Origin of the sequence: Stenotrophomonas maltophilia, from assembly GCF_013464485.1 — a bacterium.
Taxonomy (GTDB): Bacteria; Pseudomonadota; Gammaproteobacteria; order Xanthomonadales; family Xanthomonadaceae; genus Stenotrophomonas; species Stenotrophomonas maltophilia_AW.
In genome coordinates, this window is sequence record NZ_RAUX01000031.1 from 74,461 (window position 1) to 96,215 (window position 21,755).

The following is a 21,755-nucleotide window of genomic DNA, read 5'->3' on the forward strand; positions in this document are numbered from 1 at the left end:
CGTCGTGCAGGATACCGTGCCGGTGGTGTGGGGTCATGACCGGGGTGGCAGACACCCGCATCCGCGCCGACCCAGGTCGGCACCCACCGTGGGGGATGAGGTTGCCGGCCAGCGGCCGGCACTACCGGAGAATGTCTACCCCTGCTGGCCGAGCGCGCGCAGCAGGCCGCGGGCCTTCGCGCGGGTCTCGTCAAGTTCCTTGTCCGGGTCCGAATCCACCACGATGCCGGCGCCGGTGCGGAAGCTCACCTCGTGACCATCCACTTCGGCGGTGCGGATCAGGATGTTCAGGTCCAGGTCGCCATCGCGGTTCAGCCAGCCGAACGCGCCGGTATAGGCACCGCGCGGCACCTGCTCCAGTTCGCTGATGATCTGCATGCAGCGCACCTTGGGGCAGCCGGTGATGGTGCCGCCCGGGAAGGTGGCGGCGATCACCTCGCCGGGCGTGACCTCCGGGCGCAGATGGCCACTGACGTTGCTGACGATGTGGTGCACGTGCGCGTAGCTCTCCACGGTCATCAGTTCATCCACCACCACGGTGCCGGGCAGGCAGATGCGGCCCAGGTCGTTGCGCTCCAGGTCGATCAGCATCACGTGCTCGGCGCGCTCCTTGGGGTGGCCGACCAGTTCCTGGATGCGCGCTGCATCATCGTCGCCCTCGAAGCGTGGCCGTGTACCTGCGATCGGACGCGTCTGCGCATGACCTGCATGCACCGACACCAGCCGCTCCGGCGAGGAGCTGACCACATGGCGGCCGTGCGCGCTGAACAGCCCGGCAAACGGCGCCGGGTTGGCACGACGCAGCTGCGCATACAGCGCCTGCGGGCTGACCGGCGCAGCGAACTGTGCGCTCCAGCGCCGCGACAGGTTCACCTGGAACACATCGCCGGCGCGCAGGTATTCGATCACCCGGCGCACGCCGTCGGTGAAGCGCTGCGGCGCGTCTTCGCCGACCGACTGCGGCGGTTGCCAGCCTTGCCCGGCTTCGGGCAGCACAGCCGAAGCCAGTGCCACCAGCGCGTCCAGCAGCGCCTGCTCGCCGGCTTCGGCGATGACGAAGCTGGCATCGTTGTGATGGTCGTGCAGCACCGCTGCCGGGCAGCGCAGTGCCAGCGCAGTCGGGCGGCCGTCCTCGCGCGGACGTGTTGGCAGCACCGGTTCGATCTGGCTGGCCACTTCGTAATCCAGCATCAGCGCCCAGCCGCCACGGAACGGCAGGCTGTGGCTGCCATCATGCGGCAGGCGTTCATGCTGCCAGGCACGGTCCAGTGCCTGCAGGAACGTGCCGGGCTGCACGTCGTCGTGCAGGTCGCGCACCTGGCCATCGGCGTCCAGCCGCAGGCCAGCGCCCTGCGCGGCCAGCAGCAGGCTCCAGCGCCCCTGGGCGGTGCCCGAGGCCGTGGATTCCATCAGCAGCGGGAAACGCGCCGGGTCGTCCTGTTGCAAGGCCAGCAGATCGATCGGGTGCGGCAGCGGGTGGATCAGCGGTGCGTGGGTCATGGCGGCCAGGTCAGGGGTTCAGATGCACGGAAGCCGCCTTGCGGCGGCCTCCGTGGTGCACGGCGTTGATCCGATTCTCCGGACGCCGAACGGTAGAGTCGACTGTTAGTCGACTATCGCGCGCAGCGCGGGAATTTGGCTTCCCGCGAAGAGCAGTCGACTAACAGTCGACTCTACAACCTACCGCACCGGTCAGACGCGCTTGAAGATCAGCGTGCCGTTGGTGCCGCCGAAGCCGAAGCCATTGGACATCACCACGTCCACCTTGGCCTGGCGTGCTTCGTTGGGCACGTAGTCCAGGTCGCAGCCTTCGCCCGGCTGTTCCAGGTTGATGGTCGGCGGAATGACGTTGTCCTGCAGCGCCATCACCGAGAAGATCGCTTCCACGCCGCCGGCAGCGCCCAGCAGGTGGCCGGTCATCGACTTGGTGGAGCTGACCATCATCTTGTAGGCGTGGTCGCCGAAGGCGGTCTTCATCGCCATGGTCTCGCCCAGGTCGCCCAGCGGCGTGGAGGTGCCGTGCGCGTTGAGGTAACCGACCTGTTCCGGGGTCACGCCGGCGTCCTTCATGGCCATGGCCATGCAGCGCGCGGCGCCTTCGCCGTTCTCGCTCGGGGCGGTCATGTGGTACGCGTCGGAGCTGGCGCCGAAGCCGGCCAGTTCGCAGTAGATCTTCGCGCCACGCGCCTTGGCGTGCTCGTACTCTTCCAGGATCAGGATGCCGGCGCCGTCGCCCAGCACGAAGCCGTCACGGTCCTTGTCCCAAGGGCGCGAGGCCTGTTCCGGAGCGTCGTTGCGGGTGCTCATGGCCTTCATCGCGCAGAAGCCGCCCAGTGCGGTCGGCGAGGAGCCACGCTCGGCACCACCGACCACCATCACGTCGGCATCACCGTACTGGATCATGCGCATCGCGGTGCCGATCGAATGGTTCGAGGTCGCGCACGCCGACACCGCCGAGAACGACGGGCCCTTCAGACCGCTGATGATGCTCAGCTGGCCCGGCAGCATGTTGATGATGGTCTTGGGCACGTAGAAGGGCGAGATCTTCTTGCCCTCATGGAACTCGATGGTCTGCTCTTCGATGCCGAGCAGACCGCCGATGCCGGCGCCGACGATGGCGCCGATGCGCTCGGCATTGGCGTCGGTGATTTCCAGGCCCGAGTCATGCAGGGCCATGAACGAGGCACCGAGGCCGTAATGGATGAACGGGTCCATCTTCTTGGCATCCTTGCCGCTGACCCGGTACTTGCCGAACAGTTCGTTGTCGGCGGTGATGTCAAAGCCTTTGACCTCACCTGCAATCTTGGTGGTGAACCGATCCAGGTAGGCATCCGAAACGTTGGTCAGCGGACCGATGCCCGAACGACCCTGGGTGATGCCTTCCCAGCTGCTGGCCAGATCATTGCCCAACGGCGAGACGATACCCAGGCCGGTTACGACGACGCGACGCTTCATTGCTGATTCTCCTGGCCCGGATGGATTCAACGGGCAACACGGTTTGCTTCGGTGTGATGCTCAAACACACGGGGCCGCAACAGCGGCCCCATGGGGTGCGGTGCGCGGCGAGCGTGAGCCCGCGCGCGCACTGCCGTCTGACATCAGGCCTTGACGTGGGCCTTGATGTAGTCGATGGCGGCCTGCACGGTGCTGATCTTCTCGGCTTCTTCGTCCGGGATCTCGCACTCGAATTCTTCTTCCAGGGCCATCACCAGCTCGACGGTGTCCAGCGAGTCAGCGCCCAGGTCATCGACGAACGATGCGCTGTTGGTGACTTCTTCTTCCTTGACGCCAAGCTGTTCGACGACGATTTTCTTGACGCGTTCTTCGATGGTGCTCATGGGATCTCGCTCCAGATGGAGTTGTGGTTCAAAAGTGGTCGCCATCAAAGGCGATGGCCGTGGGATAGTGTAGTGGAAACCGGCGCGGCCTTGCATCGCAGCAAAAACCTCAGCAGATCAACCACTTGCGGCGCAATCCCTGCGCCCCTTGCTTACGGCATGTACATGCCACCGTTCACATGGAGGGTTTCGCCGGTGATGTAACCGGCAGCCGGGCTGGCCAGGAAGGCCACCGCATGGGCGATGTCCTCCGGCGAACCCAGGCGTTCGAGGGCAATGTCGTTGATCAGCGCGGTACGCGCTTCTTCCGGCAACGCCTTGGTCATATCGGTGTCGATGAAGCCAGGTGCGACAACATTGACGGTGACACCGCGCGAACCGATTTCCTTGGCCAGCGATTTGCTGAAGCCGATGATGCCGGCCTTGGCGGCCGCGTAGTTGGCCTGGCCGGCATTGCCGGTCACGCCCACCACCGATGCGATGTTGATGATGCGGCCCTTGCGCGCCTTCATCATGCCGCGCATCACCGCCTTGCTGGTGCGGAACACGCTGGTCAGGTTGGTGTCGATGATCGACGCCCAGTCCTCGTCCTTCATGCGCATCAGCAGGTTGTCGCGGGTGATGCCAGCATTGTTGACCAGGATCGAGATCGCGCCGAATTCCTTGGCGATGCCATCCAGCACGCTGTCCAGCGCGGCGGCGTCGGTGACGTTCAGCGCGCGGCCGTGACCACCGTGGGCGGCCAGGCGCTCACCGATCGCGGCGGCGCCGGATTCGGTGGTGGCGGTGCCGATGACGGTGGCGCCCTGGGCGGCCAGCAGATCGGCGATGGCGGCACCAATGCCACGGCTGGCACCGGTGACCAGTGCGATTTCACCCTGCAGGGGCTTGCTCATGATGTTTTCCTCAGGCGGGAGCGGCCGCCGCGCCCGGACCGCTTGCAGCGGCCACCGGTACGGTCGGCAGGAACAGGGAAGGTCAGGCCGACCATGCCTCGCGGGCGGCTTCGAAGTCGCCCGGCGTGGCCAGCGAACGGCCGTCGATGGCCTTGTCGATGCGCTTGACCAGGCCGGTCAGCACCTTGCCCGGGCCGCACTCGGCAACCTGGGTGATGCCACGGCCGGCCAGCGCCTGCACGCACCCGGTCCACTGCACCGGCTGGTACAGCTGCTGCACCAGCGCGGTGCGGATGGCATCGACGCCGTCATGCACCTTGGCGTCGACGTTCTGCACCACCGGCAGCTGCGGCGCCTGCCAGGACAGGCCCGCCATCACTTCGGCGAGGCGGTTGGCGGCTTCGCGCATCAACGGGGTATGCGAGGGCACGCTCACGGCCAGCTTCACGGCCTTGCGCACGCCCTTTTCGGCCAGCAGCGCCAGTGCGCGGTCGACTGCGTCGGCGTCGCCACCGATCACGATCTGGCCCGGCGAATTGAAGTTGGCCGGCACCACCACCTGGCTACCTGCCGCCTCGGCACAGACGTCCAGCACCAGCTGGTCTTCGGCGCCCAGCACGGCGGCCATGGCGCCAACACCGGCCGGCGCGGCCTCCTGCATCAGCTGCCCGCGCAGGCGCACCAGGTGGGCACCGTCATGCAGGCTCAGCGCGCCAGCAGCGACCAGCGCGGTGTACTCGCCGAGACTGTGACCCGCCAGCACCGACGGGCGCGGACCGCCCACGGCGTTCCAGGCGCGCCACACGCCGATGCTTGCGGCCAGCAGGGCCGGCTGGGTGTATTCGGTACGGTTGAGCATTTCCTCCGGGCCACCCTGGGACAGCGCCCACAGATCGACGCCGGCACCATCGGATGCCTCGGCGAAGGCCTCCCGCACCTGCGGGTGCAGTTCAGCCAGCTCGGCCACCATGCCCACAGACTGCGAGCCCTGGCCGGGGAAGACAAAAGCGAGGGTGGATACGGTCACGCGGTCATCCGCTTGTTGCAATCGAAGCGGGCCATGATAAGGGCGAACATGCCGTGTCGTCTGTACGTGCGCGTATGCAGGCGTATGGAGGGCGGCCGCGGGACAACCTGGCATCCGGCTCGGTGTCCCCGCACGGGTAGAGCCGACTGTTGGTCGACTGCCCTTCGATCAGCCCCTGACAACCCGCGCTGCGCGCGGAAGTCGACTAACAGTCGACTCTACCGCAGCGCGAACCGGCCATCAGCAGAACAGCTGCAGCACATCCAGGTCGCCGTCGGCGAGGAAGTCCACGCACAGGCCCACCAGCATCAGTACGCCCGCCGTGCTTGCACCATGGGCGATGAAGATCGAGTGGGCCAGCGCGCGCGCCGAGCGGCCCAGCTTCATGCACACCCGCGCAAGGCTGCGCAGCCGCCCGCTGACCGCGTGCACGTGCTCGCGCACCGGTCCCTGGGCATCGCCCATCGCCTCGGCCATCATCGCCTGCAGGTGCTCGGGACGGTCGGCGTAGTACTTCGCCACGCCGTAACCGAACATCAGCCAGTCGCGGGCCTGCGCTTCGGACAGGTCCATCACTTCCAGCGGATCTTCCTCGAAGTCGATGAAACCCACCTTCTCACCGTCCCAGGTGAGATTGCGCGGCAACGGCTGGCCGAAATAGGCGCCACGCGCATGCGCTTCGGCGATGGCCAGCATCGCCGCCATCACCAGCCGGTCGCGACCGGCCTCATCGGCTTCGCGCAGGCAGGTATTGAACGAACTGCCGTTGTCGCCGATCACCAGCGCGGCATGCCCGGTACCCAGTACATCGGGCACGTTGACGCCCTGCGCCTGCAGTTCTGCCAGGCGACGGGCTTCGGTTTCGCGCGCGGCGTCGCCTCCGCGGTGCGGCGGCGGGCGCAGCGCATCCAGATGGAAACGGCGGGCGACAAAGTTGAGCAGGCCCAGGGCCAGCGCCCGGCTTCCCTTGCCGTACTGCTTCAGCCAGGCGCGCTGCCCTTCAATGACGATGGGCTCAACCATGACAGGACCTCCTAAACGCGTTACGGCCCCAGAGGGGCCGTAACGACAGACTTCACGTTGTCGTAACTTGCACCATCAATAGCGCAGCAGGGCCGAACCCCACGTGAAGCCACCGCCGAAGGCTTCCAGCAGCAGCAGCTGACCGCGCTCGACCTTGCCTGAACGCACGGCGGCATCCAGCGCCAGCGGTACCGAGCCGGACGAGGTATTGCCATGCTTGTCGACGGTGACCACCACCTGGTCCATCGACATGTCCAGGCGCTTGGCCGTTGCTTCGATGATGCGCAGGTTGGCCTGGTGCGGAATCAGCCAATCCAGGTCGGACTTGTCCAGGCCGTTGGCGGCCAGGGTCTCGTCCACGACCGAGTCCAGCGCCTTGACGGCGTACTTGAACACGTCGTTGCCCTTCATGTTGATGGTGCCGCCACCGTTGGCGCCATCCTTGAAGCCGGTCGAGACGCCGACCGGGTTCCACAGCAGCTCCTTCTTGCTGCCGTCGGCATGCAGATGGGTGCTGAGGATGCCGGTTTCTTCATCGGCCTTGAGCACGACGGCGCCGGCGCCGTCGCCGAACAGCACGCAGGTGGTGCGATCATTCCAGTCGACCATGCGGGTCAGCGTTTCGGTGCCGATCACCAGCACATGCCTGCAGTCGCCGGAACGGATGAACTTGTCGGCCACGCCCAACGCGAACACGAAGCCCGAGCAGGCCGCATTGACGTCGAAGGCAGGGCACCCCGCAACACCGAGCTTGGCCTGGATCAGGCACGCGGTGGACGGGAAAATAAGGTCAGGCGTGGTCGTGCCGACCACGATCATGTCGAGCTGCGAAGCGTCGATGCCAGCCGCTTCAAGCGCGCGCAGGGCGGCGTTGTAGCCGAGGTCGCTGGTGGTTTCGCCTTCGGCCGCGATGTGCCGTTCACGAATTCCGGTACGCGACTGGATCCACTCATCCGAGGTTTCGACCATTTTTTCCAGGTCGGCGTTGGTCAGGACTTTTTCCGGCAAATAGCTACCGGTGCCCGCGATCCTCGAGTAGATCCGCTTGCTCATCATGTTTCCTGTTGCGCGGGCCGCCGATCACCGGCACACCCGGGAAAGAAGGCAAAGGCCGCTGCCCGGAGGCAGCGGCCTTCCCGGCACATCAATCTTCTTCGACGGCCGAGGTCTTGGTCTGGATGACCTTCTTGCCGCGGTAGAAACCGTCAGCAGTGATGTGGTGACGCAGGTGCACTTCGCCGGTGGTCGGGTCGGTCGACAGCTGCTTGGCGCTCAGGGCGTCATGCGAACGGCGCTGGCCGCGGCGGGACGGGGTAACACGGGATTTCTGGACAGCCATGGGATTGCTCCAAACTCGGTTCGTTTTGCTTCGTCGTTTCGTCGCACAGGACGCCAGCGCCCAGCACACTTTTCGCTTTCGCCGCAGCCGCCGACGACAACCGGCTGCTATTGTTTCTTCAATGCCGCCAATGCCGCGAACGGATTGGCCTTCTTCGTTTCTTCTTCGCTCGGCGCCCAGTCCTTGTCGACTGCTTCACCGTCGGGCGACAGCGGCACCACCGGCACCGCCAGCACCAATTCGTCCTCGACCAGATCCAGCGGCTTCAGCTGGCCATCTTCCGGCACCAGCAACGCCTCGTATTCCTCCGGCAGGGACGATTCCTCGTCCTCGTCGCGGATCAGGCCAAGCCTCTGGGTCACCTTCACCGGCAACAGGAATCGCTGCATGCTGCGCTGACAGGTCAGCGGCAACGCGGTGTCGATGGTCAGTTCCACATAGGATACCCGCAAGACGTCGTCGCGACCGAATTCAAGCGAGTAGACACACTCGCCGTCGGTATCTGCGACCAACCCCTGCAGGCGGGTCAATTCAGCCAGGGAGACCTGACCGTCGAAGCGCCTTCGCGCTACAACCATCCGCCAGGCATCCAGCGTTTCGGGCACGTTCGCGGACATAAGCCGCTGAATACTAAGGATCGGGACGGCGGCTGTCAAATGCCCGCCATACAGGACTTGCCGCTGGCGCTGCAGACGGGCCAGACTGCCTCGCCCTGCCCCGGTATTGTCGCATGCCACTGGTCCTGGCCTCCACCTCCCGCTACCGCCGCGAACTGCTGCAACGGCTGGGCCTGCCCTTCGAGTGCGCGCGCCCGGAGGTGGACGAAACCCCGTTGAATGGAGAGGACCCGCGGGCCCTGGCTATGCGCCTGGCCGCGGCCAAGGCGGCCGAGGTGGCCGCCCGCCATCCGGGCGCCTGGGTAATCGGTTCGGACCAGGTGGCGGACCTGAACGGGAAACCGCTGGGCAAGCCCGGCACGGTCGAGGTCGCCTGCGCGCAACTGGCGGCGATGGCCGGGCAGACGGTGCGCTTCCATACCGCGATCAGTCTCACGCGAGACGGAGAATCATTCACCACCGTCGATCTGACCGAGGTCCGCTTCCGTGGGCTGGGCCAGGAGGAAATCGCCCGCTACGTGGCCGCCGAGCTGCCGCTGGACTGCGCCGGGAGCTTCAAATGTGAAGGCCTGGGCATCAGCCTGTTCGAAGCAATCGACAACCGCGACCCCACCGCGCTGATCGGCCTGCCGTTGATCGCCCTGTGCGGATTGCTGCGCCGGGCCGGGTTCGCGGTGCCCTGAGGGCGTGGCGCTGGCTGCTGGCACCGACCACGTACCCAGGCCGGACATGGACCGGGTAGAGTCGACTGCCAATCGACTATCGCGCGCAGCGCGGGGTTTTGCCGACGGCTGGAAGAGCAGTCGACTGACAGTCGACTCTACCGACCTGGAGCGCGCGCCGCCTCAGCGCCTGCGGACCTCGAACGGCTGCTCCTGCCACTCCTCCACGCTGCCATCGCGGCCGTGCAGACGCAGGCCCAGCCAATGCCTTCCCGGCGCGAGCGTCGTGGTATCCAGCGACGCGTCGAAGCCCACCGCCGGATGCTGCGGGTCGTTGCTGTCCGGCCACGTGTGGCGAACGTCGAACACACGTCCATAGCGGGCGTCACCGATCGATCGACCATCGACCAGCACCTCCACGCGTGCCAGGCCCACGCCATCCTTGAAAGCCCAGCCCTTGATCGCGAGCGCGCCGTCTACCGTCTCGCCATTGGACGGTGCATCCAGCCACGCCATCGCAGGTGTCACGCAAGCCCCTTCCGCGCGTTGCACCGGCAGGTGGAACAACAGGAATCGCTGGAAGCCGTGGTCGCTGCTGACCACCCGTGGTGCTGGCAACGGCCCCACCTGTTCACAGATGGCGTGATAGCGCTCGAGCAGATCGCGGTACCGCTGGTCGCTGGGCGACAACACCAGCAGCATCGGCACCGTGCGTTCGCCCTCATGCAGCAGGTCCCACTGCGCCAGCTGCGCAGTGCGGCCATGCTTGTCATTGAGCGGATGCGGCAGCACCTCGATATCGCCATTGCCCAGCTGGAAACCCAGCTCGGCACCGACCTTGAAGTTGCCGGCCAGCAACCGCGTACCTTCCGGCATCTGTCGCAGCTCATCGCGCACTGCTACAGCCAGCGGCTGCCAGCCTGCGAAGTTGCGCGGGTAGTACTTGCTGCCGGCCATCTGCTCGCGCAGCGCCGGCGTGGATGCCACCAGGTAATAGCTGAAAGCCAGCACCATGCCCGCACCTGCCAGCCACCAACCGGTACGGCGCAACCAGCGTGGCCATCCGTTGAGCACCACCGGCACCGCCACCAGCAGCGCCAGATAGCCCGGCAACGGCCAATGGAAACTGATCCGCTCGACGTCGGTGAAGAAGCCAAGCAGGAAAATGCCCAGCGTGGACACGCCCCCTACCAGGCCGAAATAACGCCACTGCACGCGCGCACCGCCACCACTACGGGTGCCTGCCAGGGCCACCTTCCACATCGCCATGCACAGGATCGGCGTGACCAGCATCGGCTGGATCACCAGGAACCACAGCCCGCCCCATTCAAAGGCCCAGGGATGGCGTTCGACCACCTGGAACTTCAGGCCGGCATCGTGGTTGTCCGCATTCCACGCCAGCAACGGCAGCCATGCCAGCACCCCCACCGCCAGTGCGACCCACACGCGTGGATCGGCCAGCATGCGCCGCCCCTGCGGCAATGCCAGCAGCGCAATGAAACCGACACCGATGACACCGATGAAACGATAGTGGCTGAGCGCGCCGATCAGCAGGCCCAGCGCCAGCTTCATGGCCGAAGATGCATCCACGTTGTGCAGCAGCCGCGCACCGGCGTGCAGGCAGATCACCGCCGCCAGCGCCATGGGGACATCCGGCACTGCCAGCAGGCCCAGCGTTGCCGACAACGGCATCAGCAGCGTGAGGCTGCCCGCCTGCCAACCCGCCACGTTGCCGAACCACCGCGTGGCCGTACGTACCACCAGCAGAGGCAGCAGCGCGCCAATGGCCAGGAACGGCAGGCGCAATGCGAGCACGTGATGGCCGCCGATTTCCACACCCAGGCGGGCCAGCCATGCAGTCAGCCCAGGCAGATCCGAGTAGGCCGCAGCCAGGTGCTGGCCTTCCTGCCAATAGAACGCTTCATCGACGAACAGCGGCAGGCGCGCGGCAATGACCAGCTTGGCCGCTGTGACCAGCGTCCATAACCAGAGAAATATTGTCCGTGCGCGCTGTTCGCCCTGCATTGCTCTATGGATAATCGAGTGGATTCCAGAATTGAGACGATCATGCCAGCTTCGTCCCCCGATCCCAGCATGCTAACCGATCAACTGCGTCAGGCCCTGAGGGAGGCACAGGATCAGGTGAATGCACTGGTGTTGGGCAAGGTGCCGGAAGTCAGGCTGGCCTTTGTCGCCCTGCTTTCCGGCGGCCACCTGCTGATCGAAGATCTGCCCGGCCTGGGAAAGACCACGCTGGCGCACGCGTTGGCCAGCAGCCTCGGCCTTGGCTTCCAGCGCGTGCAGTTCACGTCCGACCTGCTGCCCGCCGATGTACTCGGTGTCTCGGTGTACGAAGCCGGCAGCCGCCAGTTCCAGTTCCATCCGGGCCCGGTGTTCACCCATGTGCTTCTGGCCGACGAGATCAACCGGGCACCGCCACGCACGCAGAGCGCACTGCTGGAAGCGATGGCCGAACAGCAGGTCACCCTGGATGGGCAGACCCATCCGCTGCCCGATCCATTCTTCGTGATCGCTACGCAGAACCCGGTGGATCTGTCGGGTACGTTCCCGCTGCCGGATTCGCAGCTGGATCGCTTCCTGCTGCGGCTGGCGATGGGTTACCCCAGCGCACAGGCCGAGCGTGAACTGTTGAGGGGTACCGATCGCCGAGACCTGATCGCGCGCGCTGTGCCGAAGCTGGATGACATCCAGGTGCGCACGCTGCGCGAAGCGGTGAACCAGGTGCATGCCAGCGACGCGCTGATCGACTACGTGCAGGCCCTGCTGACCCGCAGCCGCCAGCACGCCGGCGTGCGCGTCGGGCTGTCACCGCGCGCCGGCCTGGCCCTGCTGCGTGCGGCCAAGGCGCATGCATTGCTGCTGGGCCGTGGCCATGTGGTGCCCGAGGATGTACAGACCCTGTTCGTCGCGGTGGCCGGTCATCGCCTGGTGGCCGAGGCCGAGTCCAGCTCGGGGCCCGCACTGGCGCGGGCCATCCTGCAGACCGTTGCGGTGGATTGAGCGTGGCCGCGCGCTGGGCACGACTGCAACTGCTGGCACGCCCACGCAGGCCCGAAGCGCTGCCACAGCGACTGGACCGCCATCGCATCTACGTGCTGCCCACCCGCTTCGGCCTGTTCGTGGCCACCCTGCTGGTTGCCATGCTGCTGGGCGCACTGAACTACAACAACAATCCAGCCCTGCTGCTGGCCCTGCTGCTGGCCGCAGCAGCGATCGCCAGCGCCATCGCTGCGCACCTGCAACTGTCGGGCGTGCAGGTTGATGCGATCTCCGCAGAGCCCGTTCCGGCCGGGCAACCGATGCGGCTGCGCGTGGACCTTTCACTGCACGATCCGCGCGCGCGCCACGGCCTGCACCTGCAGCTGGGCGGCAGTGAAGCCTGGACCTCGCTGCCAGCGCACGGCCGTGGTGAAGTCGAGCTGGAAGTTCCCAGCGAGCGCCGCGGCTGGCTGGAGCTGCCCCGCATCCGCCTGTCCACCACCCAGCCGCTGGGCCTGGTGAGGGCATGGTCGTGGGTGTGGCCGGAGCAGCCGCTGCTGGTCTACCCGCAGGCTGAAGCACTGGCGCCAGACCTGCCGGAGAGCGGCAGCGATCCGCTGCACACACGGGCCCATGCCAGTGGCGAAGAACTGCATCAGCTGCGGACCTATCGGGTGGGCGATGCGCCTCGAAGCATTTCCTGGAAGCACTCGGCGCGCCGCGACAGCCTGCTGGTGCGCGAGTACGAAAAGCCGGTGGGCATCGAAGTCATCCTTGACTGGCGCACGCTGGTCCCCATGGGCCAAGAAGCACGCATCGCGCGATTGGCACGCTGGGTCGACATGGCCGAGCGCGAAGGCCGCCGCTATACCCTGCTGCTGCCTGCACACCCGCCATTCGGGCCCGGCCAAGGCGCCAGCCACCACCACCTGTGCCTGCGCGCGCTGGCGCTGATGCCGCATGACTGAGACCACACCCCCACTCGACCGCAATGCACGCAACTGGACGCTGGCCAGCGCGGCGCTGGCACTGTTGCCATTGCTGCTGCAGTTGCCGCCGGTGCTGGCTGGCGTGATCGCCGCCGCCGCGGTCGTGACCACGCTCCTGTCATGGCGGAAGGTGCTGCCAATGCCGGTACGCCTGCTGCTGGTACTGGGCATGTTGGCCGCCATCGTCTGGCAGATGGGCATGGTCCGCCCCGGTCGCGATACCGGTTGTGCGCTGCTGGCGGCGATGCTGGCGATCAAGTCAAGCGAACTGCGCAGCCTGCGCGACGCCCGCAGCCTGCTCGGCTTCGCCCTGTTCTCGCCGTTTGCGGCGTTCCTGCTCGACCAGGGGCCACTGACCACAGCCTTGGCCGCACTGGCCGCTGCCAGCGCACTGCTCTCCCTGCAGCGCCTGGCCCAGGATGAAGGCCACGCCGGCACCCTGCCGCTGCGTGGGCAGCTGCGCAGCGTCGGGCGCCTGCTGGCGATCGGGTTGCCACTGGCACTGGCCTGCTTCTGGCTGTTCCCGCGCCTGGCGACGCCGTTGTGGGGCATCCCAGAACGTGCCGTCGGCTCGCCGGGGCTGTCCGACAGCATGGAACCTGGCCAGTGGCTGGACCTGATGGCAGACGATACCCCGGCGCTGCGCGTGCAGTTCTTCGGCCCGGCGCCCGAGCCGGCACAACGCTACTGGCGGGGGCCGGTGCTGAGTGCGTTCGATGGCCGCCGCTGGACACGCGACCGTGCCAGCGCGCGTCGGCCTGCGGCGATGGTCGAAGCCGGCGCACAGGGCTGGGACTACCAGATCGACTACGAGCCCACCGACCGCCGCCAGCTGGTGGCGCTGGACCTGCCCAGCCGCGCGCCGGCCGGCACCGCGCTGGATGCGGACATGAGCCTGAGCAGTGAACGCCCACTGGCCTCGCTCAGCCGCTGGCGACTGCATTCGGCGCCCCCGGTTCGCTTTGACAGCATGCTGTCACCCTACCTGCGGCGCGCGACGCTGCAGCTGCCGGCCGGCTTCAACCCGCGCACCGCCACCCTGGCGCAGCAATGGCGGCGGGATGCCGGCGGCGATGACGAAGCGATCGTGCGCCGCGCGCTGCAGTGGATCACCACCGATTTCTCCTACACGCTGGATACCCCGGCGGCAGGGCGCGACCCGATCGACGAGTTCCTGTTCGGCTACAAGGCCGGCTTCTGTGAACACTTCAGCTCGGCCTTCGTGGTGCTGATGCGCAACGCTGGCATTCCGGCGCGAGTGGTGACCGGTTTCGCCGGGGGCACCCGCAACCGCATCGGCGACTACTGGGTGGTACGGCGTATGGATGCCCATGCCTGGGCTGAGGTGTGGCTGCCGCAGCGCGGCTGGGTGCGGGTCGACCCCACTGCGGCCGTGGCACCGGAGCGCATCCTCGACACCCTCGACGACCGCCTGCAGGCCAGCGCCGACAGCCCATTGCAGCAACGCTGGCTGCAGCTGGGGCAGATGGGCGACTGGCTGCGCCGTGGCTGGAACGATCTGGTGCTGTCCTTCGATGCGCGCCGCCAGCAACAGCTGCTCAAGCCGTTCGGGCGGGAAAACCTGGATCCCGGCCAGCTGGTCGCTGGCTTCGTGGTGGCCGCACTGCTGGCGCTGGCGTGGATGGCCTGGCTGCTTGCACGCGGCGAGCGCGAACGCGACCCGCTGCTACGCACCTGGCATCGGCTGGGACGGCGCTATGCCCGCCTTGGCCTGGCCCGTGAACCGCACGAAACCGCACTGCACTGGGCACAGCGGGTCCACCGGCAGCGCCCTGACCCGGCCCTGCTCGCACTCAGCCAGCGTTTCGCCGACGCGCGCTACGCTGGAACTTGCACCGACCTCGCTTCATTATTGCGGGACCTGCGCAGGCATCGCCCGACTTCCGGAGCCTCCCCATGAACACCAAGTTCCTCCTCACCGCTGTGGCCACGCTGGCCCTGTCGGCCTGCGCCACGGCTCCCAAGCCGCTGCAGGGACAGTTCAGCCTGGTCTCCCCGCGCGACTCGGTCGCCACCCAGCAGGTCGGCACGCCGGTCCGTTGGGGCGGCCGCATCATCGAAACCAAGCCCGGCCAGGGCGAGACCTGTTTCCAGATGATCTCGCGCCCACTCAACGCCAGTGGCCGCCCGAACACCACGTCGTCCGACGCCAGCGACGGCCGCTTCATCGCCTGCCGCGCCGGCTTCTATGACCCGGCCGTGTTCGAAGCCGGTCGTGACGTGACCTTCATCGGCAAGATCGATGGCTACCAGAACACCCGCATCGGCGAGTACGACTATCGCCTGCCGAAGCTGTCGGCCGATGTGATCTACCTGTGGCCGGAACCGCGCCAGGTTGACGTGGTGCCCTACCCGTACGGCCCGTGGGGCCCGGGCCCGTATGGCCCGTACTGGGGCGGCTACGGCCGTTGGGGCTGGTGGTGATCACCAGCGCAGACGTATGACGGAAAAGGCCGCCCTCGCCGGGCGGCCTTTTTTCATCCACGCATGGCGTGGATCTACCTGGAAGTGCCGGGCTTTTCCCGCATCAATGCCCTGGCGTGCCGAAATGCCCCAGCGGCCCACCGGCCAGCAGGTGCATGTGGATATGGAACACGGTCTGCCCGGCGTGTTCGCGGCAGTTCATCACGATGCGGTAGCCGTCCTGCGCGAACCCTTCGCGGCGCGCGTACTCGGCAGCGGCCAGCGCCAGCTTGCCGATCAGGTGCGCCTGCGAGGGCTGCACGTCATCCAGGGTCGGGATTATCTCGTTCTTCGGAATGAACAGGACGTGCACCGGCGCCTGCGGTGCGATGTCCTTGAAGCCCAGCACTTCGTCATCCTCGTAGACGATGGTGGCCGGGATCTCGCGACGGATGATCTTGCTGAAGAGGGTTTCGTTGCTCATGGTCGGCCTCGGCGGGATGTCTTCCGCATTGTAGGCCGCTCGCACCGGACCTTGCCCGGTGCTCGATCAATCGCGGAATTCGCTGCGCGTTCCGAACGCGTGCGACAGCGTCCCGCGATCGACGTACTCCAGCTCACCGCCCAGTGGCAGGCCCTGCGCCAAGCGGCTCGGCTGCACCTTGCGCGCACGCGCCAGCTGCGCCAGATAGTGCGCGGTGGCCTCGCCCTCGACGGTGGCACTGGTGGCGATGATCAGCTCCTGCACTTCGCCTCCGGCCAGGCGCTGCTCCAACTGCTCCAGGCCCAGTTCGCGCGGGCCGATGCCATCGAGCGGCGACAGACGACCCTGCAGCACGAAGTAGACGCCACGGAAGCCTGTCGCATTCTCGATCGCCAGGCGGTCAGCCGGTGATTCGACAACGCACAGCTGGCTGCGCTCGCGGCTGCTGTTGGCGCAGGTCGGGCACAGCTCGGATTCGCTGAAATCGCGGCACTGGGCGCAGTGGCCGATGCGCTCCATCGCCAGCGCCAGGGCTTCGGCCAGACGCTGGCCACCTTCGCGCTCGCGCTCAAGCAGGTGGTAGGCCATGCGCTGCGCAGTCTTCTGGCCGACGCCAGGCAGCACCCGCAGTGCGTCGATCAGTTGTTCAAGCAGGGGTGCGGACACGGCGGCAGGTTTTCATTGCGTCGAGCACACTCGACGGCTGGAGGGTCCGTGGCACCCGGTTACACGGATGCCACGCTGAAAATCAGAACGGCAGCTTCATGCCCGGCGGCAGCTGCATGCCGGCGGTGGCCGAACCCATCTTCGACTTCGATTCGGCATCGATCTTGTTCGACGCATCGTTGAAGGCGGCGGCGATCAGGTCTTCCAGCATTTCCGGGTCGCTGGTCAGCGACGGGTCGATACGAACCTTGCGGCATTCCTTGGCGCCGGTCAGGGTGACGCTGACCATGCCGCCACCGGCGCTGCCGGTCACCTCGATCTTGGCGATTTCTTCCTGGGCCTTCTGCAGGTTCTCCTGCATCTTCTGGGCCTGCTGCATCAGTTGGGCGATGTTTCCGCGCATGGTGTCTTACTCGTCAAAAGAACGGATGGAATCGGAAACAACCCGGGCACCATGCTGTTGGATCAGCATCTGCACTTCCGGGTCGTCCATGAAAACGGCCTCTGCTTCCTGCTGCCGTTCGCCACGCTGGCGGTCGGCACGCTGGTGCAGGGTCTCGGCCGGAACGTGTTCGGTTTCCACGGTCTCGACCACGATCTTCGGCGCCTGGCCCAGGGCCTTTTCCAGCATCTCGCCCAGGGCGGCCAGCGCGCGCTCCGAGCGCAGGTATTCAAATCCGGGCGAAAGGCCCAGTTTCAAGGTCCCCTGCTGGCAACTGATGAAGGCGGCGTTGGCGGCCAGCTGGCGCGACGGGCCGCTGAGGCCACTGTTGGCAACCAGATCGAGCCAGTCCTCGGCGCTGGCCAGGTCGCTGACACTTTCCTGCGGCACGGCATCACGTACCGGGGGCGGCGCGATGGCAATGCCTTCCGTACGGAACGGGCGCTCAGGCGGCGCAGGCTCGCCGGGGACCGCAACGGGAGCCGGCGGCTCATGCCAGGGCGCCACCATGGCGGCGTCCGGCCCGGCCATCTCGGCCGCCAGCGCCTCGTCACGCGCCTTGGCTTCGTCGGTGGCCCACGGTGGCAGGTCGTCGCCCGCTTCTGCTTCAACGGAAAGCGGCGCCGCTGCTTCGGCCTTCACTGGCGGCGGTGACACGGGCTCTTCCACCGGAACCGGTTCAGGCTCAGGTGTCGGGTCCGGTTCGGGTTGCGGGGCCGGCTCAGGTTCGGGGTCAGGTTCGCGCGGCGTGGCCTGCACCGGAGCGGCCACCTGCGCTGCCACGGCCGGGCTTGCCGAAGCGGCGGCAGTCGCCGGCGCCGCTTCGTGGGTACCCGCACCGCTGCCTCCTCCGGCAGCATTGCCGCCCGGCGCATTGCCTGCACCGTCCACCGACTTCGGCACCGGTGGTACTGCCGCAGCCGGACGGAACGCCAGCATGCGCAGCACGGCCATTTCAAAGCCCGCGCGCGGGCTCGGCGCCAACGGCAGATCGCGGCGGCCATTCAAGGCCATCTGATACCAGAGCTGCACCACTTCCGGGCGCAGGCGCTCGGCGAACACCGCCGCGTCCAGGCCTTCAGCGGCCGCTGAGGCACCCGGTACCAGCTGCTGCACCTGGATGCGATGCAGGCCTTCGGCCAATGCTTCCAGCACGCCACTCCAGTCGGGCGAGAACTCGGCCAGCGCGGCCACCACCTGCAGCAGCCGCAGACCATCGCCCTCGGCCAGCGTATCGAGCATCGCGGCCACCTGGGTGCGGTCGACCGTGCCCAGCATCGTGCGCACCACGTCCTCGCGCAGCGCACCGCCGGCATAGGCGATCGCCTGGTCCAGCAGCGACAGGCCGTCGCGCAGGCTGCCGTCAGCAGCCTTGGCCAGTTGCACGATGGCGCTGCCGTCGGCTTCGATCTCCTCGGCGGCCAGGATGCGGGCCATCTGGCCCTGGATCTGGTCCTCGTCCAGGCGCTTGAGGTTGAACTGCAGGCAGCGGCTGAGCACGGTGACCGGCAGCTTCTGCGGGTCGGTGGTGGCCAGCAGGAACTTCACGTGCTCCGGCGGCTCTTCCAGCGTCTTCAGCAGCGCATTGAACGCCGCCTTGGACAGCATGTGCACTTCGTCGATCAGGTAGACCTTGTACTTGCCACGCGAGGGCATGTACTGCGCGTTTTCGATCACCTCGCGCACGTCGTCCACACCGGTGTTGGAGGCGGCGTCGATTTCCAGCAGGTCGATGTAGCGGCCGGCGTCGATGTCCAGGCAGGCCGCGCACTGGCCGCACGGGTCGGCGCTGGTGCCCTGCTCGCAGTTCAGCGACTTGGCGAAGATGCGCGCGATGGTGGTCTTGCCCACGCCGCGGGTACCGGTGAACAGGAACGCGTGGTGGACCCGGCCGCTGTCCAGCGCGTTGCTGAGCGCACGGACCACGTGTTCCTGGCCCACCAGCTCGGCAAAACGCTTCGGACGCCACTTGCGGGCAAGGACGAGGTAGGACATCAGGCCACCGTTTTCCATCGGATGTTCCATTGTGCCATGCCTGTCCAGCCCCCTCGCCTCCGGCACGTCCTTCGCAGGTTCCTGGCTGGGGTGCTTGTGAAGTGCCGCGCAGCCCGCTAGAATCTGCGCCCCTGCTGAGGCGTTTGCCGATGGCAGGGATCCGGAGAGGTGTCCGAGTGGTTGAAGGAGCACGCCTGGAAAGTGTGTAAGCGTCTAAACCGCGCTTCGGGGGTTCGAATCCCCCTCTCTCCGCCAGATAACTGAAAAAGGCTGCCCGAAAGGGCAGCCTTTTTCAGTTATCTGGCGCGGGACGCGAAGTGCGCTGCGCGCGCTTCGCCCCAAACGTTGCTGCGCAACCTTTGGGCCCCTCCCTTTGCCTGCCTCTCCCCGCCCCTGTCGGGGCAGCCCCTCAACAGAGGGGCTTGTTCCTCCAGATGCGAGGCATGCACCGATGCACGACCACCCGATGCGCCGGGATCGGGTGCATGGATGCACCCGACAATCCCCTCTCTACGGGGCGCCCCTGAACAGAGGCGCGTGTTCCCCAATTCCGTCAGTAGATCCACGCCATGCGTGGATGCTCTTTGCGACGACCCACGCCCGCCGTACGCCGCCAAACAAAACTGAACGAAACCTGAAAATTCGCTATCGTAGGCGCCTTCATCCGACGCTTGGCTCTCTACCCATGAGCTCGACCGAAAGCGCACACGCCGCCTGCGAGAACTGCGACACCGCCCTGCGGGGCCACTACTGCCATCGCTGCGGGCAATCCGCGCACAACCCGCTCAAGCACGTGGGCCATGCCATCGAAGAAGTGTTCGAATCCTTCTGGCATCTCGATGGGCGCATCTTCCGCACGCTGCGGGATCTCTGGGTACCCGGCCGCATCGCATTGAACTACCTCAAGGGCCGCCGGGTCGGCTACGTGCAGCCACTGCGCCTGTTCGTGATCCTCACGCTGTTCACCTTCTTCATCGGCAAGCTGTTCGTACACGTCGACGATTTCGGCGTCGGCGGCGGGCGCGACTCGGCCTACGCCAAGGCCACCACGATGGAGCAGGTCGAAGCCGTACGCGCCGAACAGGAGGCGATGATCGAGCGCCAGCAGGCCGCCTCACCCGCCGCTGGCAACGCAGGGTTCGCCATGGCGCGCGCGGCGGTGAATGCCGCCGCCGCACAGCGCAAGGCAGAGCTCGATGGCGCCCTCACCGCTGCCCCCACCGACACCGGCAACGCCGGATACGGCACCTTCTTCAACTACACCCTCAACGGAAAACCCTGGGATGCGGACAGCAATCCCATCGTCCTCAAGGGCTGGCCGCAGTTCGCCAACACATGGCTCAACAAGCGCCTGCAGAACGGCAACACCAACATCCAGCGCATGGGCGGCAAAACCGACCTCTACATGCAGGCAATCCTGACCGCACTGCCCGGTGCGCTGTTCCTGCTGATGCCGGTGTTCGCGCTGGTGCTGCGCATCGCCTACCTCCCTCGGGCCACGGGCTACCTGGAACACCTGGTGGTGGCGCTGTACAGCCATTGCTGGCTGATGATGGTACTGCTGGCCACGTTCCTCATCGCCGGCCTGGGCACCGCCTTCGCCTCGCCCACCTTTGCCGCCGTCAGCCAGTGGCTGTACGCACTGCTGTGGCTGGCGGTTCCGGTCTACCTGCTGTGGATGCAGCAGCGTGTCTACGGCGGCAACAAGGCGTTGACCGTACTGCGCTACCTCGTCATCGGCGGAATCTACCTGTTCCTGGTGAGTTTCGTGGTGATGTATGCGGTGCTGGCAGGCATCTCGGCCTGATGCGGGTGACGGCCCCGACCCGACCTCCGATCACCTCCGCCCGAACAGCGCACGCAGGCAGATACCGGCGAATGTCAGCCCGATCAACGCCACCATGATCGTCATCCCCCACAGCGCGCCGAAGGTGTCGAGCGAGGGATCCAGTTTCGGACGTTCCGCTCGATACAGCACGCGCACCACCTGGCCGGGCTCATAACCGAAGATCATGCCTCCCTGCGGATAGGAGATCTGCTCGCCGGCCGCGGTGGTGAAGGCCACCTCCGGATGTGACCCGCCGGCATTCAGATGCACCACACGGCCTTCGGCGATCTGCGCGACCTGCAGGAACGCGAGGCGATCGTTCACATCGAAGGCGACGACGATGAGCATCAGCAGCCCCATCGCACCGAACGCCAGGCCGCGCATGATGTTGTCGACACGGTCAAGGGAAGAATCCGGCACTACGGGGCAGCTCCTTTGCAGACACGAAAAGCATACGGGCCCGGCGGATTCCAGCCGCGCTGGTCGATCCCGCATGCCGGAAGCATAGCCCAGACGCATTCAGGCGCCCTAGCGCGCTATCGTTGCCGCATGTCCATTCGACGTTTCAATCACGACGACACCGGCGCCTGCCTGTCGATCTTCGACAGCAACGTGCCGACCTATTTCGCCGCGGAAGAGCGAAGCGATTTCGAGCACTTCCTGCGCGAGCAGGCCAGCGAATGCGCCTTCCAGGTGATGGAGCGCGATGGCAGAGTCGTTGCCTGTGGCGGCCTGTCGCGACGCGGCGACGGCAGTGCCGGTTTCTGCTGGGGCATGGTGCAGCGCGCGCTGCACCGGCATGGACTGGGCCGCGAACTGGCACTGGCACGCCTGCGCCAGGCCGAAGCGGATCCCTCGATCAAGCGCATCACGCTCAGCACCAGCCAGCACACCCAGGGGTTCTACTCCGGCCTCGGTTTCCAGGTGACACGGGTGGTGCAGGATGGCCACGGCGCCGGGATCGACGCCGTGGAGATGGAGCGGAGGGTGTAGCCCTCCGCCCCGGCCCGGATCCACGCCGCGCG

Annotated in this window: 22 protein-coding genes and 1 tRNA gene; 8 read left to right on the forward strand and 15 right to left on the reverse strand. The window is 66.6% G+C overall.

Translation table 11 applies throughout. The features are described 5' to 3' along the window. Positions 1-135 precede the first annotated feature (135 nt). The 9 genes from D7Y61_RS14255 to D7Y61_RS14295 form a co-directional block, all read right to left on the reverse strand. Entirely contained in the window at positions 136-1,500 is a 1,365-nt protein-coding gene (locus tag D7Y61_RS14255) for an aminodeoxychorismate synthase component I (protein ID WP_180866952.1), read from the reverse strand. Positions 1,501-1,692: 192 nt separating this feature from the next. Next, positions 1,693-2,955 (reverse strand): beta-ketoacyl-ACP synthase II, encoded by a 1,263-nt coding sequence (fabF, locus tag D7Y61_RS14260; protein WP_180866953.1) that lies wholly within the window; start codon positions 2,953-2,955, stop codon positions 1,693-1,695. A 143-nt stretch (positions 2,956-3,098) separates the two neighbouring features. Continuing rightward, positions 3,099-3,338: an acyl carrier protein gene (gene acpP, locus D7Y61_RS14265; RefSeq protein WP_005415509.1), complete on the reverse strand. Its 240-nt coding sequence runs from the start codon at positions 3,336-3,338 to the stop codon at positions 3,099-3,101. A gap of 152 nt (positions 3,339-3,490) precedes the next feature. Continuing rightward, on the reverse strand, positions 3,491-4,234 hold the full coding sequence (gene fabG, locus D7Y61_RS14270) for a 3-oxoacyl-ACP reductase FabG (protein WP_107230029.1): 744 nt from the start codon (positions 4,232-4,234) through the stop codon (positions 3,491-3,493). Between the two features lie 82 nt (positions 4,235-4,316). Next, a complete protein-coding gene (gene fabD / locus D7Y61_RS14275) occupies positions 4,317-5,261 on the reverse strand; it encodes an ACP S-malonyltransferase (protein ID WP_180866955.1) in 945 nt (314 codons plus the stop codon). 240 nt (positions 5,262-5,501) lie between these two features. Next, complete coding sequence (locus D7Y61_RS14280; protein WP_180866957.1) at positions 5,502-6,284, reverse strand: serine/threonine protein phosphatase; 783 nt, start codon at positions 6,282-6,284, stop codon at positions 5,502-5,504. Positions 6,285-6,359: 75 nt separating this feature from the next. Beyond that, complete coding sequence (locus D7Y61_RS14285; protein WP_100471458.1) at positions 6,360-7,337, reverse strand: beta-ketoacyl-ACP synthase III; 978 nt, start codon at positions 7,335-7,337, stop codon at positions 6,360-6,362. A 91-nt stretch (positions 7,338-7,428) separates the two neighbouring features. Beyond that, the gene (rpmF, locus tag D7Y61_RS14290) at positions 7,429-7,623 is read right to left on the reverse strand and encodes a 50S ribosomal protein L32 (RefSeq protein ID WP_005408308.1); all 195 of its coding nucleotides are present in this window, start codon (positions 7,621-7,623) and stop codon (positions 7,429-7,431) included. A 107-nt stretch (positions 7,624-7,730) separates the two neighbouring features. Then, entirely contained in the window at positions 7,731-8,240 is a 510-nt protein-coding gene (locus tag D7Y61_RS14295) for a YceD family protein (protein WP_019659501.1), read from the reverse strand. 113 nt (positions 8,241-8,353) lie between these two features. On the opposite strand from D7Y61_RS14295, the gene D7Y61_RS14300 reads away from it, so the two are divergent. Next, positions 8,354-8,923 carry a Maf family protein gene (locus D7Y61_RS14300; RefSeq protein ID WP_180866959.1) on the forward strand — a complete coding sequence of 190 codons (570 nt, stop codon included), beginning with the start codon at positions 8,354-8,356 and terminating at the stop codon, positions 8,921-8,923. A gap of 162 nt (positions 8,924-9,085) precedes the next feature. Here D7Y61_RS14300 and D7Y61_RS14305 read toward each other — a convergent pair whose 3' ends face one another. Beyond that, entirely contained in the window at positions 9,086-10,927 is a 1,842-nt protein-coding gene (locus D7Y61_RS14305) for a glycosyltransferase family 39 protein (RefSeq protein ID WP_180866961.1), read from the reverse strand. Between the two features lie 42 nt (positions 10,928-10,969). Here D7Y61_RS14305 and D7Y61_RS14310 point away from each other — a divergent pair, with 42 nt between their 5' ends. From D7Y61_RS14310 to D7Y61_RS14325, 4 genes are read left to right on the forward strand one after another with little or no spacing between them, the layout of a single operon-like run. After that, complete coding sequence (locus tag D7Y61_RS14310) at positions 10,970-11,923, forward strand: AAA family ATPase (RefSeq protein WP_180866963.1); 954 nt, start codon at positions 10,970-10,972, stop codon at positions 11,921-11,923. Positions 11,924-11,925: 2 nt separating this feature from the next. After that, positions 11,926-12,870, forward strand: coding sequence for a DUF58 domain-containing protein (locus D7Y61_RS14315; RefSeq protein ID WP_180866965.1), 945 nt, complete (start codon positions 11,926-11,928; stop codon positions 12,868-12,870). After that, positions 12,863-14,812: a transglutaminase TgpA family protein gene (locus D7Y61_RS14320; RefSeq protein WP_180866966.1), complete on the forward strand. Its 1,950-nt coding sequence runs from the start codon at positions 12,863-12,865 to the stop codon at positions 14,810-14,812. Before D7Y61_RS14315 ends, D7Y61_RS14320 begins: the two co-directional genes overlap by 8 nt. Continuing rightward, positions 14,809-15,336, forward strand: coding sequence for a Slp family lipoprotein (locus tag D7Y61_RS14325; RefSeq protein ID WP_180866968.1), 528 nt, complete (start codon positions 14,809-14,811; stop codon positions 15,334-15,336). Before D7Y61_RS14320 ends, D7Y61_RS14325 begins: the two co-directional genes overlap by 4 nt. Positions 15,337-15,439: 103 nt before the next feature. On the opposite strand, the gene D7Y61_RS14330 is transcribed toward D7Y61_RS14325, so the two are convergent. From D7Y61_RS14330 to dnaX, 4 genes are all read right to left on the reverse strand, one after another. Continuing rightward, entirely contained in the window at positions 15,440-15,799 is a 360-nt protein-coding gene (locus tag D7Y61_RS14330) for a histidine triad nucleotide-binding protein (protein ID WP_180866970.1), read from the reverse strand. A gap of 66 nt (positions 15,800-15,865) precedes the next feature. Next, the gene (recR, locus tag D7Y61_RS14335) at positions 15,866-16,465 is read right to left on the reverse strand and encodes a recombination mediator RecR (protein WP_180866973.1); all 600 of its coding nucleotides are present in this window, start codon (positions 16,463-16,465) and stop codon (positions 15,866-15,868) included. A gap of 82 nt (positions 16,466-16,547) precedes the next feature. After that, positions 16,548-16,868 carry a YbaB/EbfC family nucleoid-associated protein gene (locus D7Y61_RS14340; protein ID WP_005408298.1) on the reverse strand — a complete coding sequence of 107 codons (321 nt, stop codon included), beginning with the start codon at positions 16,866-16,868 and terminating at the stop codon, positions 16,548-16,550. Positions 16,869-16,874: 6 nt separating this feature from the next. After that, positions 16,875-18,902 carry a DNA polymerase III subunit gamma/tau gene (dnaX, locus tag D7Y61_RS14345; RefSeq protein WP_180866976.1) on the reverse strand — a complete coding sequence of 676 codons (2,028 nt, stop codon included), beginning with the start codon at positions 18,900-18,902 and terminating at the stop codon, positions 16,875-16,877. A gap of 162 nt (positions 18,903-19,064) precedes the next feature. On the opposite strand from dnaX, the gene D7Y61_RS14350 reads away from it, so the two are divergent. Continuing rightward, a tRNA-Ser gene (locus D7Y61_RS14350) sits at positions 19,065-19,157 on the forward strand. Between the two features lie 430 nt (positions 19,158-19,587). Next, positions 19,588-20,709: a DUF3667 domain-containing protein gene (locus D7Y61_RS14355; protein ID WP_180866979.1), complete on the forward strand. Its 1,122-nt coding sequence runs from the start codon at positions 19,588-19,590 to the stop codon at positions 20,707-20,709. Positions 20,710-20,739: 30 nt separating this feature from the next. Here the strand turns inward: D7Y61_RS14355 and D7Y61_RS14360 are convergent, their stop codons facing one another. After that, positions 20,740-21,150: a DUF3592 domain-containing protein gene (locus D7Y61_RS14360; protein WP_345776234.1), complete on the reverse strand. Its 411-nt coding sequence runs from the start codon at positions 21,148-21,150 to the stop codon at positions 20,740-20,742. A 129-nt stretch (positions 21,151-21,279) separates the two neighbouring features. Between D7Y61_RS14360 and D7Y61_RS14365 the strand changes: the two genes are divergently transcribed. Continuing rightward, positions 21,280-21,723 carry a GNAT family N-acetyltransferase gene (locus D7Y61_RS14365; protein ID WP_180866982.1) on the forward strand — a complete coding sequence of 148 codons (444 nt, stop codon included), beginning with the start codon at positions 21,280-21,282 and terminating at the stop codon, positions 21,721-21,723. The last annotated feature ends 32 nt before the right edge of the window (positions 21,724-21,755 follow it).